General features: G+C 71.9%; 10 protein-coding genes. 1 reads left to right on the top strand and 9 read right to left on the bottom strand.

Going from position 1 to position 12,387, the window contains the following annotated elements:
- The 6 genes from E1300_RS25445 to eccD all read right to left on the bottom strand — a co-directional run.
- On the bottom strand, window positions 1-930 hold a 930-nt coding region (locus E1300_RS25445; protein ID WP_131759586.1), incomplete at its 3' end, for a WXG100 family type VII secretion target.
- A 28-nt stretch (window positions 931-958) separates the two neighbouring features.
- Entirely contained in the window at window positions 959-1,549 is a 591-nt protein-coding gene (locus E1300_RS25440; RefSeq protein WP_131759585.1) for a hypothetical protein, read from the bottom strand.
- A 105-nt stretch (window positions 1,550-1,654) separates the two neighbouring features.
- A complete protein-coding gene (locus E1300_RS25435) occupies window positions 1,655-1,948 on the bottom strand; it encodes a WXG100 family type VII secretion target (protein WP_131759584.1) in 294 nt (97 codons plus the stop codon).
- A gap of 48 nt (window positions 1,949-1,996) precedes the next feature.
- Complete coding sequence (locus tag E1300_RS25430; RefSeq protein ID WP_278045383.1) at window positions 1,997-2,317, bottom strand: WXG100 family type VII secretion target; 321 nt, start codon at window positions 2,315-2,317, stop codon at window positions 1,997-1,999.
- Window positions 2,318-2,530: 213 nt separating this feature from the next.
- Complete coding sequence (gene eccB / locus E1300_RS25425; protein WP_131759582.1) at window positions 2,531-3,976, bottom strand: type VII secretion protein EccB; 1,446 nt, start codon at window positions 3,974-3,976, stop codon at window positions 2,531-2,533.
- 7 nt (window positions 3,977-3,983) lie between these two features.
- Window positions 3,984-5,384, bottom strand: coding sequence for a type VII secretion integral membrane protein EccD (gene eccD, locus E1300_RS25420; protein ID WP_131759581.1), 1,401 nt, complete (start codon window positions 5,382-5,384; stop codon window positions 3,984-3,986).
- 176 nt (window positions 5,385-5,560) lie between these two features.
- On the opposite strand from eccD, the gene eccCa reads away from it, so the two are divergent.
- Window positions 5,561-9,538, top strand: a complete 3,978-nt coding sequence (gene eccCa / locus E1300_RS25415) for a type VII secretion protein EccCa (protein WP_131759580.1) — start codon at window positions 5,561-5,563, stop codon at window positions 9,536-9,538.
- Between the two features lie 81 nt (window positions 9,539-9,619).
- On the opposite strand, the gene E1300_RS25410 is transcribed toward eccCa, so the two are convergent.
- The 3 genes from E1300_RS25410 to E1300_RS25400 all read right to left on the bottom strand — a co-directional run bounded on the left by E1300_RS25410 (window position 9,620) and on the right by E1300_RS25400 (window position 12,328).
- Window positions 9,620-10,969 (bottom strand): S8 family peptidase, encoded by a 1,350-nt coding sequence (locus E1300_RS25410; RefSeq protein ID WP_131759579.1) that lies wholly within the window; start codon window positions 10,967-10,969, stop codon window positions 9,620-9,622.
- Between the two features lie 67 nt (window positions 10,970-11,036).
- Window positions 11,037-12,020, bottom strand: a complete 984-nt coding sequence (locus E1300_RS25405) for a WXG100-like domain-containing protein (RefSeq protein ID WP_131759578.1) — start codon at window positions 12,018-12,020, stop codon at window positions 11,037-11,039.
- On the bottom strand, window positions 12,017-12,328 hold the full coding sequence (locus E1300_RS25400; RefSeq protein ID WP_131759577.1) for a type VII secretion target: 312 nt from the start codon (window positions 12,326-12,328) through the stop codon (window positions 12,017-12,019). Before E1300_RS25400 ends, E1300_RS25405 begins: the two co-directional genes overlap by 4 nt.
- Window positions 12,329-12,387: the final 59 nt, after the last annotated feature.

Raw genomic sequence — 12,387 nt, 5'->3', positions numbered from 1 at the left:
GCCGGGGCCGGAGCCCAGGCCGCCGCCACCGCCGCCGAGGCCGCTCGGGTCGCCGCCGAGGCCGCCGCCACCGCCGCCGGGGAAGCTCGACAGGTCGGTGCCGTTCCCGCCGGATCCGATCCCGCCGAGACCGCCGGGTCCGCTGCCGAGACCGGAACCGCCGTGGCTGCCGCTGCCGGGGAAGGAGCCCGCGCCGTCACCCGGGTTGAGGTGGGGGCCGCTGCCGGCGGCCGGGCTGAACGGGCTGTTCGCGCCGGAGCCGCTCCCGAAGGCGCCGCCGGGGCCGCTGCCCAGACCGGAGCCGGCACCGAACTTCCCGCCGGGGCCGCTGCCGAGCCCGCCGCCGCCGTGCGGGGCGCCGCCACCGGGCGGGGTCCCGCCGCCGGGGGGAGTGCCGCCGGGCGGGGTGTCGTAGCCGGTGCCCTGCGCGGACGGGAGGTCCTTCTCGATGTTGACGGGGTGCTTCTCGAAGGCCTCGCCCATCCGGGTGATGAACTTGTTCATGCGCTCGCGCGCGTCCTTGTCATCACCGTCGGTGTGGATGTACCCGTCGGACATGTCCTGGCCGGCGTTCTTGTACCAGTCCAGGATGTTCGTCTTGTACCAGGTGTAGAGCTGCGCGTTGTTGTGGCTGTCGTCGGACAGCTTCCCGGCGGTGGCGTGCACCTGGCCGAGCTGGTCGAGGGCGGTCTGCGCGACCTCGCCCTGCCAGTTCGCGATGATCCGCTTCGCGTAGTCGTTCTTGAGCTTGTCGGTCATCTGCGCGAGCGTGTCGGCCGCGTCCTTGTAGGCCGTGCCGGCCTTGCCGACGGCCTCGGGGTTGATGCTCGCCAGCTTGTTCTTGATGTCGTCGAAGCTCATGTCGTTGGCGTTGTGCGAGCCGAACGACTTGCCGTCCCGGATGGGATAGCGCTCGGTGTCCTTGCCCATGCTTCACCCTCCTTTCAGGCCAGGGTCGTCAGCTGAGGTCCGGTTGGGGGCCGCCGGTGGGCTTCACACCGTTGACCTGGCCGTCGGTCGTGTGGTGGGCGTTCTCGTAGGAGTCCGCGGTCGCCTTCAGCTTGCCGATCACGCCCTTGTAGGCGGTCTGGATGGCGCCGATGTACTCGTTGAAGCCGGTCTTGCTGGCGTTCATCACCTCGACGAGGTTCTCCGCGCCGGGAGCGTCGCCGAAGTCCTTGGTGGTGATGGCGACCGAGCCGACCTTGTTCAGGTTGTTGACCCAGATGTCCAGCTGGTACTGCATGTCCTTGGCCAGCGTCCGGAGCTCGCCGGGATTGACCTCGTAGCCCTTGCCGGCCTTCTGGTCCCAGCCGCGGACGGGCTCGTGGGCGCGGGGGAGCCGGTTGGCCGGGTCGTCCGGGTGGCCTGCGTTCACCCCAGGGCCGTACTCGTAGTAGTACTGGCGCTGCTGCCACTCGGGAAGGTCGTTGAATTCCTGCTGGGTGAGCCCGTGCTGCGTCTCCACCTGGGTGTACTCGCCGTACCCCGTGGTGTAGGTGTGCTCGACCTTCGCGAGCTGCTCAGGCGTCATGTGGTATTTGCTCATAGCTCGCCCCTCCTGGCGAAATGACGGCCAGCCCTGGAGCGCCTACGTCGTGCAGGCCCGGGTAAGGGCTCTGCACGACGCGGGCGGATGCTGCGGGACCGGACGTCAGCCCCAGATGCCCTGGTTCCGACGCTCGGCGCTGCTGTAGTTGCTGTGCGCCTCGCCGATGACGACACCGAGCTGGTTGAGGACCTGCCCGATGTGGGCGGCGGCGGCGTCCCACTGGGCCTTGGCCTCCCAGTAGGCGCCCTGCGCGCTGCCCTCCCACTGGGCGAGGTGCTTCTCCAGCTCCTTCTCCAGGTCGTCGAGCTCGTCGACCAGGGCGCGGTAGGCGAGGGTGAAGTCGGCCTGCGCCTGCTGCATCGTGCCGAAATTGGCCTTGGTGTAACTGTCGCTCACCTTAGGAGTCCTTCCGAGTCAGGGGGATGGTCGGTGGGAGCGGGCCGATCAGGTGCCGCCGTTGAGGAGCTGGTTGATCTTGTTGACCGCGTCGGTCTGCTCCTCCTCGGTCGACTCGTAGGTGATCTTGGTGTGCACCAGCTTCTGGTGCATGCCCTCGAGCGCCGTCCGCACCTTGGTCATCTCGGTCTGGAACTCGTTGAAGACCCGGTCGAAGGACACCGAGGCGTTGCCGGCCCAGCCGGACATCAGCGAGGACTTGTGGCCTTCGAGCTGGCTCTGCAGGCCCTTGACGATGCCGGCGGAGTCCTCGATCCGGGTCGCCGCCTGCTGCATTGCGCTTCTGTCGACTGCGGACTGTCCACCCACAGTGTCACCTCCGTTTGCGAGATCTGTCGCGGGTCACGGGAACGAAGTGGGGGGCCTGCCGCACCGACCTGCCCGGGGAGCACTCCCATGACGTCGAAATGCCAGCGATCATAGGTTGTTGACGCCGTCTATGTCGACGCAAATGGTGATCTAGCGGTTTCGAGCCCCCGAGTGGTTTTTCTGTGACATGCGCCACACTCGACCCTGGCCATCCTACGCCTTCGACGTGGGCACCGGTTTACGGGCAAGTGTCGGATCGAGGGCGGGACCGGCCGGAATGAGGTGAATGACGCTGGACGGGACGGGCGCGGCCTTCGCGGCGTCGTAGCCGAGCTTCTTGGCGACGTCCGCCGAGGGCAGCGCGAAGCGGATCCCCTGGTCGTTGACCAGCGACAGCGAGCCGGACCCGCCGCCCGCGGTGGAGGTGTCGCCGCCGCCGGGGACGAGGCTCATCAGCGCGGCGCCGCCGGGGGGCAGGACGATCTGGTCCACGGTCCCGGTCGAGCCGGCGGAACCGGCGCCGAGGGAGGCGGACGAGGGGGGCGGGAGCGAGCCGCCGATCGTCAGCCGCGCGGTCGGGGAGCCGATCGGGAAGACCGAGCACAGCGGTGTGCTCTTGTCCCAGTTCGCGAACTTCGGCAGCGTCGGCGGCAGGTTGTTGTCGAGCAGCCGCGTCCGCGAGGTGATCTGCTGCGCGGACGGGACGTCCGTCTCGATCGGCCGCGCCTGCCCGCCCGGGTAGGCGAGGCTCGTGTTGCGGTCGCGGAGCAGGAGCTGCGCCTGCGTCTCGCTGATCTGCGAGAGCCCGTCGGACAGCATCACGTACCAGAGCGCCTGGCCGCCCGCGCCGGTCTCGGCCTTGAACACCTGCCCGACCTTGGCCTGGCGGCCCGCGGGCCCGGAGACGTTCTGGCCGCGTCCGGGCACCTCCGGGGCGCCGAAGCTGCCCGCGGACGGGATCGCGTTCAGCCAGGTCGAGGGCACCTCGGCGGCCTGCGGGCCGTTGGTCAGCACCGGCACCTGGTCGAGCGGGACGGTGAGCTGCATCCGGTGGTCCTTCCAGATGACCCACGGGCTGCCGGCCTGCTGGACGACCAGCGCCTCGCCGTCGGTGAGGCCGCGCCCGCCGACGTCCCGCCCCGCCGCGAGGGCGGTGATGTCCTGCTTGACGCCGGTCGTGGTGGGCGCCTCGCGGACGCACACCGACCAGGGGCCGCGGACGAGCTGCTTGCTGTCGGGCAGCGAGTCGGGCGCGCCCTGGATGCCGATCATCGGGCCGCGCTCGAACTTGCGGAGCGACTTGCGCGAGACGGTCCGGCGGCCGGGGTTGTCGGAGTCGAGGGCGAGCATCGCCGAGGCGTAGTTCGCGACCGGGAACATCTTGCCGGTGTTGGCGTCGTAGATGTACTTGGTCCCGGTCTCCTTCTCGATGATGAGCTGGCCGGGCTTGTCGAGGCCCTTGGCGCCGCCCGGCGACAGGATGCCCCAGATGCCGAAGACCGCGACGATGAGCAGGCCCACCATCACGCCGGCGAACGCGCCGACCGACAGGCGCCGCATCGGCGACTCGGCGATGTCGGGCTCGCCCTGGAGGAGCGCCAGCCCGACCCGCTGCGTCATCAGGCGGTGCGCCTGGTAGAGATCCCGCCTGCTCTGCATCAGCGCGTCACCCGGCCAGCCCGCGGACGCGGGAGTAGATGTCGAGGACGGCGAGGGCGAGCGGGATCAGCGAGATCATCACGAAGATGTCGATGATGTCGCCGGCGCGGCCCCAGAACGGGGTGGGCCGGTGGCCGGGCAGCCACAGCGTGACCCACACGACGATCAGCGCCAGCACCAGCAGCGGGACGAGCGCCGCCGCGAGCGCGAGGACCTGCCCGCCGTGCACCGCCATCCCGACCGCGGTCAGGACGAGGCCGAGGAACCCGGACACGAGCATCCACGCCCGCTGGTGGACGCCGCGGAAGACGCGGGCCCGCAGCAGCAGCGAGAAGCCCATCATGGCGCTGGTCGCGGGGCCCGCCCAGCCGTCGTCGGCGAACAGGAACAGCATCGCGCCGCCCGCCGTCAGCGCGATGGAGGCGATGAGGCCGGTGGCGAACCGGTCGGCGGCGGCGGTGCGGGCGAGGACCTGCTTGCCGTCCACCGTCTCGGTGTCGCGGCGCAGGTCCTCGGCGCTGTTCGGGACGGGCGGCAGCGGCACCCGCGCGAGCTTGAACGACAGCGACGGCACGGCCGCGATGAACATCATGACGAGGACGGCGGCGACGGCGGCGATCCCCGCGGGCGGCAGGTCGTCGAAGGCGAAGCCGACGCCCGCGCCGGCGGTGCCGACGAACGAGGCGAACGCGACGCCGAGGAACACCGGCAGGCCGTCCGCGACGGCGAACGCGGCGATGATCGCGGCGAGCGTCATGACGCCGAACCCGGCGAGCAGGTGCGGGGCGCCGAGGTCGGTGAGCTCCAGGCCCTTGCGGGCGGGCGCGCAGAGCCCGGCGAGGAAGGCGTGCGGGAGGGCGACGTAGCCGAGCACGGTGCCGGCGCCGGAGTCGCCGACGGCGCGGGACAGGATCGTCGCGGCGATGAGCGTGGCGAGGGCCACCAGCCCGGCGGCCGCGGCGGGGACGATCCACGGCGGCCCGGACAGCGCGATGACGACGGCGGCGACGAGGAGCGCGGCCGCGGCGGCGCCGAGGCCGAAGGAGCGGGTGGTGGTCGGCCGCCAGCGGTCCGAGCGCTCCCGGATGCCGGTGGCGATCACGTCGGCGACGTCGTCGAACGACATCTCCGGGAGCTGCGCCATCCGGGGCCGGAAGTACAGGATCTCCCCGTCCCGCACGCCGAGCGCGGCCATCGTCTGCGCCGGGTCGAACGGGCTGTCGTCCAGCCGCTGGAGGACCCAGCCGGAGTGGGCGAGACCGGCATCGGCCATGTCCTCGCCGGCGGCGCGCAGCAGGGTGGGGAGCATGTGCGCGAGGGGCACGTCGGCGGGCAGGGACACGTCGATGCGCCGCCGGGGGGCGACGATCGTGATCCTGCACAGTTCGGTCGTGGCGGGCGAATTCACGGAAGCTCCCGTCCTCCTGGGTCAGATCGGGGGGCGGATCCGATCGAGCCGCAGCTTAGGATGTGACGTCCGTTTACGCTAAATCAATCGCTAAATCTCAAGTATCCTGCGGCCGGCCGTCCTCCCCGACGTCCGCGCGGCCGCCGCGGGCAGTCAGCTCCCGGAGGAACGCCCAGGTGAGCACCATCCTCGTCCGGCGCAAGGAGCGCAGGAAGCCGCCCCCCGCCCCCAAGGGCGAGCTGCTGCTGGAATCTCCCCCCGAGATCCCGGAGCAGCAGAGCGGCGGCATGCAGAACGTGCTCATGTACCTGCCCATGGCCGTCATGCCGGTCATGATGGGGCTGATGTTCATGGGCGGCGGCACGAAGAGCCCCATGATGATGATCAGCAGCGGCGGCATGGCGCTGGCCATGGGCGGCATGATGATCGGCCAGCTCAGCCGCGGCTCCGGCGAGCGGAAGTTCAAGCTGAACGGCGCCCGGCGCGACTACTTCCGCTACCTGTCGCAGGTCCGCCGGAAGGTGCGGCGCGCGGCGGAGCAGCAGCGGGAGTCGCTGGAGTGGAACAGCCCCGCCCCCGACTCGCTGTGGTCGCTGGTGATGAGCGCGCGGATCTGGGAGCGCCGCCCCGCCGACCCCGACTTCGGCAACGTGCGGATCGGCGCGGGCCCGCAGAAGCTCGCCGTGCAGCTCATCCCGCCGGAGACCCGCCCGGTGGAGGACCTGGAGCCGATGACGGCGGGCGCGCTGCGGCGGTTCGTCCGGGCGCACTCGACGGTGCCGAACCTGCCGGTGGCGGTGTCGCTGCCGTCGTTCTCGCGCATCCTGCCGGTGGGCGACCCGGACGCGGTCCGCGGCATGGTCCGCGCGATGATCGCGCAGCTCACGGCGTTCCACTCCCCCGACGACATGCGCGTCAGCGTGTGCGCCTCGCCCGAGGCGATGCCGCACTGGGACTGGGTGAAGTGGCTCCCCCACGCGATGCACCCCACCGTCACGGACGCGGCGGGGCCGGTGCGGCTGATGGCGGGCAGCCTCACCGAGCTGGAGCGGATGTTCGGCAACGAGGTCAAGGACCGGGCGCGCTTCACCCCCGGCCTCTCGCAGAACGACCTGCCCTACCACGTCGTCATCGTGGACGGCGGCGCCGTCACCCCCGACTCGCAGCTCGGCTCGGACGGCATCGAGGGCGTCTGCATCATCGACCTCACCGGGCACGTCCTGCCGACGTCCGACAGCACGATGCTGCGGCTGCGGGTCGCGCCCGACCGGATGGCGATGCTGCGCCGCGACCGGACCGGCAAGGACGTGCCGAGCTCCCTCGGCCGCCCCGACCACTTCAGCTACGTCCAGGCGGACGGCCTGGCGCGGCAGCTCGCGCCGCTGCGGGCCAGCGCCGCGGTCGGGCAGGAGCTGGACGCGCTGTCCGCCGCGACGACGCTGACCACGCTGCTCGGCGTGCCCGACCCGGCCCGCATCGACCCGCGGATGTCGTGGCAGCCGCGGGCGCCGCGCAACCGGCTGCGGGTGCCGATCGGCCTGGACTCCGACGGCCGCCCGATCGAGCTGGACATCAAGGAGGCCGCGCAGGGCGGCTACGGCCCGCACGGGCTGTGCATCGGCGCGACCGGGTCCGGCAAGTCGGAGCTGCTGCGCACGCTCGTGCTCGGCCTCGCGATGACCCACTCGTCCGAGGTGCTGAACTTCGTGCTCGTCGACTTCAAGGGCGGCGCGACGTTCCTCGGCATGGACGGCCTCCAGCACGTCTCCGCGATCATCACCAACCTGGAGGACGAGCTCCCCCTCGTCGACCGCATGTACGACGCGCTGCACGGCGAGATGGTGCGGCGCCAGGAGTGGCTGCGCCAGGCGGGCAACTACGCCTCGCTGCGCGACTACGAGAAGGCCCGCGAGCAGGGCGCGGCGCTGAAGCCGATGCCGACCCTGTTCGTCGTCCTGGACGAGTTCTCCGAGCTGCTGTCCGCCAAGCCCGACTTCGCGGAGCTGTTCGTCATGATCGGACGGCTCGGACGGTCGCTCGGCGTCCACCTGCTGCTCGCCTCGCAGCGCCTGGAGGAGGGCAAGCTCCGCGGCCTGGACACGCACCTGTCCTACCGGATCGGCCTCCGGACGTTCTCGGCGATGGAGTCCCGGGTCGTCCTCGGCGTGCCCGACGCCTACGAGCTGCCGCAGGCGCCCGGCAACGGCTACCTCAAGATCGGCACCGACTCGATGACCCGGTTCCGGGCCGCCTACGTGTCCGGGCCCTACCGTCCCGAGGACGAGGGCCCGCAGGACACCCGGCAGGGGCCGCGGCAGCTCGCGCAGATCGTCCCGTTCACCCCCGCGTACGTGCAGCCGCGCATCCAGGAGCAGGACGAGCGGCAGCGGCCGAAGGAGGACGAGGGCCCGCAGATCAGTCTGTTCGACCTCGTCGTCAAGCAGCTCGCCGGGCACGGGCCGCCGCCGCACCAGATCTGGCTGCCGCCGCTGGAGGAGCCGAGCACGCTCGACCAGGTCCTCCCGAACCTCCAGCAGACACCCGAGTACGGCTTCACCACGGCGGGCTGGGACGGTCGCGGCCGGCTGCACGCGTTCGCCGGCATCGTCGACAAGCCGTTCGACCAGCGCCGCGACCCGATGTGGCTCGACCTGTCCGGCGCCGCCGGGCACGTCGGCGTCGCCGGCAACCCGCAGTCCGGCAAGTCCACCGTGCTGCGGACCCTCATCACCTCGCTGGCGCTGATGCACACCCCGCAGGAGGTGCAGTTCTACTGCCTCGACTTCGGCGGCGGCGCGCTCGCCCCGCTCGCCGACCTCCCGCACATCGGCGGCGTCGCCAGCCGCCTCGACCCCGACCGCGTCCGCCGGACGGTCGCGGAGGTCGCGGGCCTGCTGGAGTCGCGGGAGCGGTTCTTCACCGAGCGCGGCATCGACTCGATCGCCACCTACCGCAAGCTGCGCGCCGAGGGGCAGATCCCCGGCGACGGGTTCGGCGACGTGTTCCTCGTCGTGGACAACTGGCTGACCGTCCGGCAGGAGTTCGAGGCCGTCGAGACCACGATCACCGACCTCGCCGCCCGCGGCCTCGGCTACGGCATCCACGTCATCGCCGCGACGAACAAGTGGTCGGAGTTCCGGCTCACGATCCGCGACCTGTTCGGGACGCGGCTGGAGCTCAAGCTCGGCGACCCCTACGAGTCGGAGATGGACCGCAAGCTCGCGGCGAACGTCCCCGAGGGGCGGCCCGGCCGCGGCATCACCCGCGAGGGCCTGCACTTCCTCGGCGCGCTGCCGCGGGTGGACGGCCGCCCGTCCGCCGAGGACCTCGCCGACGGCGTCCGGCAGCTCGTCCAGACGGTGCGGGCGGGCTGGCAGGGCCGGCCGGGCGCGCCGCAGGTCCGGATGCTGCCGGACGTGCTGCCGCTCGCCTCGCTGCCCGGCGTCGCCGAGACCGGCAAGCGCATCCCGATCGGCATCGACGAGGACACGCTCTCGCCGGTCATGCTCGACTTCGACAACGACCCGCACTTCGTCGTCATCGGCGACAACGAGAGCGGCAAGTCGAACCTGCTCCAGGTCGTCATCGACGCGGTCAAGGAGCGCTACACCACCGCCGAGGCGCGGATCATCATGCTCGACTACCGCCGCGCCCTGCTCGACTCGGCGGAGAGCGAGCACGTGATCGGGTACGCGGCGTCCTCGACGGCCGCGGCCGGGCTGATGAAGGACGTCAACGGCGCCCTGGTCAACCGGCTCCCCCCGTCCGACCTGACGCCCGAGCAGCTCCGCAACCGCTCGTGGTGGAGCGGCTCGGAGCTGTTCCTGATCGTGGACGACTACGACCTGGTCGCCACCCCGTCCGGCAACCCGCTCGCGCAGGTCGCCGAGCTGCTGCCGCAGGCCCGCGACATCGGCATGCACCTGATCCTCGCCCGGACGATGGGCGGCGCGGGCCGCGCCATGTTCGACCCGATCATGCAGCGGCTCAAGGACATGGCCAGCCCGGCGCTGATCATGTCCGGCAACAAGGACGAGGGCAACCTGTTCGACGTCCGTCCGTCGCCGCTGCCGGTCGGCCGCGGCACCCACTCCGACCGCCGCGCCGGCAAGCGCCTCATCCAGACCGCCTTCCACGGCGCACCCCCGCAGTAGGACGGACGTCCCTGACCGACGGAGCCCCGGGCCACGCTGGCCCGGGGCTCCGTCGTCCGTCCGAGTCGTGAGGCGCGGGGGTCAGTCTTGGTCGTCGGTGGCGGTGGGGAGGGCGGCGCGGCCCGGTTTCCAGCCGCGCCTGCGGCCGAGCGGGATGACCGCGCCGCCGCACGCGACGAGCAGGGCGAGGCCGAGGGCGCCGCCCGCGACGGCGAGGCCGATGTTGCGGCTGCGGTGGTCGACCGGCGGGCGCTTCGCGATCGGGACCGCGCCGCTCAGCGGGCGCGCGGCGCCGGTCTGGTCGGGCTGGACGTTCGGGTCCAGCACGGCGGACACCGCCTGCATCGGGCTGATCATGCCGTGCCCGCTGCCCTGCCCGTTGCCGCCCTCGGCCGTCACGAGGATGCGGTTGATCACCTGCTGGTAGTTCAGCCTCGGGTGGCTGGCGCGGACGAGCGCGGCGACCCCGGCGGCATAGGGGGCGCCGAAGCTCGTGCCCTGGAGGCCGCCGACGTAGCCGTTGCCGATGGTGGAGATGACGTTCTGGCCCGGCGCGGACACGTCGATCCGCGTCTTGAGGTTGGAGAAGTTGGAAATCGTCCCGGCCTCGTCGACGGCGGCGACGGACAGCACGCCCTTGTAGCTCGCCGGGTAGGCGGCGCTCTCCTTGCCGCGCTGGTCCTGCGCGACGTTGCCGGCCGAGGCGACGATCAGCGCGTCCCGCCGCTGCGCGGCCCGCACCGCGGCGCGGAGGGCGGCGGAGTCCGGCGCGTCCACCGAGACGTTGATGACCTTGGCGCCGTGCAGCGCGGCCCACTCGATCGCGCGCGGCAGCTGGGTGCTGTCGCTGGTGCTCGACTCGTTGGTGAACTTCGCGTTCAGCAGCTTCGCCTGCGGCGCGACGCCGACGAACGGGACCTTCTTCTCACGCAGGTCGGCGCCGCCGATGATGCCGGCGACCTGCGTGCCGTGCCCGATGCAGTCGGCCGTCGTGGTGTTCGTCGCGTCGAAGCTCGCGGCGACCCGGCCGCGCAGCTGGGGGTGGTCGGACCCGATGCCGCTGTCGACGACCGCGACCGTCACGCCGCGGCCGCGGGTGATCTCCCAGGCCTGCTCGAAGTCGAGCCGGCGCTGCGCCCACGGCTCCGCGGTGATCGCGGAGGCGGGCTGGCCCTCCAGCTTGTTGCACTGGACCTTGGGCTGCGTCGGGGCGGGCGGCTCGGTCTTCTTCGGCGTCGCGCTGGTGGACGGCTTCGCCGTCGGCTTCTGGGTCGGCTTCTTCGTCGTCGGCTTCGTCGTCGTGGGGGCGGCCTGCGGCCGGGCGCCCGGTCCGGCCGGTGCGCCGCGGACCGCGGAGGCCGCCGGGGCGATCGCCAGGACGGAGGCCAGGGCGAGGCTGCCCGCCCCCGCCGCGAGTCTCGCTCCGCGCATGCCCCATCTCTCCTGAAGTCCGTGCGAACGCCTCGACTCTAGACGATCGGCGCGGACCGCCGGGCGGTCACTTCACGTAGTGGCCGTCGTCCATGCCGTCGCCGAAGTCGCGGGCGGACTTCGCGGCCTCCGCGCCGGTGCGGGCGGCGAGGCTGCCCGCGACGTTGGCGGTCTGGCCGACGAACGAGCCGTCCATCAGCCGCGTGTAGCGCTGGTAGGCGGCGGGCGTGAACATGACCTCGGCGACGTTCGAGCCGTTGATCTTCGGGTCGGCCCAGCGGCTGATCGAGTCGCTGCGGCGGCCGAGCGCCGCGGCGGCGTCGGCGGCGCGGGCGCTCGTGCCGCTGAACCTGTCGACGAAGCGCCGCATGACGTCCAGCAGCCGCGCGAGCCGCTTGCCGAGCCGGGCGAACAGCGAGACGGCGTCCCCGACGACGCTGGTGATGAACCAGGCGAGCGAGCCGCCGAAGGTGAACCAGGTGGACGCCACGGCCATGATCGCCTTGGAGATGACCTTGCCGACGAACTCGGAGACGGCCGCGAACACGAACGCGCGCTCGACCGCGACGACCTGGCCGGCGACGGCGATTCCCTGGGCGGTGCTCGACGCGCTCTGCGCGACGGCGTTGAGGGCGCCGACGTACTCCTTGGCGGTCTTGCGGTACGCGGCGGCGGCGTCCCCGTCCCAGGCGGCGACGTCGCCGATCGCGTCGGAGTAGTCGTGCGCGGCGCCGGTCAGCTCGGTGGCGATGTTGGACCAGGTCTTCGACAGCGCCTGGATCTGCTTGGGGTCGCCGGTCAGCACCTCCAGCGGCTCGCGCAGGAACGCGATGTGCTCCAGCAGCCAGCCCACGCCCGCGCTGAGGACGGCGCCCAGCGGGTCGAGCGCGATGCCGAGGGCGTCGAGGCCGACGGCGAGGCCGTCGACGGCCAGCGTCTCCCAGTTCTTGTTCTCGTTGACGTCGGCGATGAGGCCGTCGACGCTGTCGGCGAGGCCGCCGCCCTCGAACCGCTTCTGCGCCTCCGGCTGCGCGATCAGGTCGTTCGTCATCGCGCCTGCTTGGTGAGGGCCTCGATGGCCTTCTCGACGGCCTCGTAGTTCTGCCGGGTGCTGCGCAGGCCGCCGGCCATCGAGCGGCCGAGCTCGGCGGCCTTCTTCACCATGTCGTCGGAGTCGCCGTACAGCGCGGCGAGCGTCGGGACGATCAGCGGGGAGCACAGCGCCCCGTACATCTGCCAGCCGCCGGTCGCGGACGCGCCGGCGGCCTCGCTCGCCTTGTCGGCACGCGCCGCCACCTTGTCGACCTTGCCCGCGTGCGTGTCGAGCGCGGACTTGTCGACCTCAAAACCGTTGCCCATGGGGCTCCTTCGTCAACGGGGTCACCGCCGCGGGCCCTACCTCACCGCCGCGGCCGGTA

The sequence above is a fragment of the Actinomadura fibrosa genome, assembly GCF_900659615.1.
GTDB classification, from domain to species: Bacteria; Actinomycetota; Actinomycetes; order Streptosporangiales; family Streptosporangiaceae; genus Spirillospora; species Spirillospora fibrosa.
Note: the sequence above shows the minus strand (reverse complement) of the source record. Positions and strands in the feature narration are given on the sequence as shown.

Bases quoted from the DNA above. Each gene is read 5' to 3' on its own strand.
- E1300_RS25440 (WP_131759585.1), bottom strand. From the start codon at position 1,549: ATGAGCAAATACCACATGACGCCTGAGCAGCTCGCGAAGGTCGAGCAC.
- eccB (WP_131759582.1), bottom strand. From the start codon at position 3,976: ATGCAGAGCAGGCGGGATCTCTACCAGGCGCACCGCCTGATGACGCAG.
- E1300_RS25410 (WP_131759579.1), bottom strand. From the start codon at position 10,969: ATGCGCGGAGCGAGACTCGCGGCGGGGGCGGGCAGCCTCGCCCTGGCC.
- E1300_RS25405 (WP_131759578.1), bottom strand. From the start codon at position 12,020: ATGACGAACGACCTGATCGCGCAGCCGGAGGCGCAGAAGCGGTTCGAG.
- E1300_RS25400 (WP_131759577.1), bottom strand. From the start codon at position 12,328: ATGGGCAACGGTTTTGAGGTCGACAAGTCCGCGCTCGACACGCACGCG.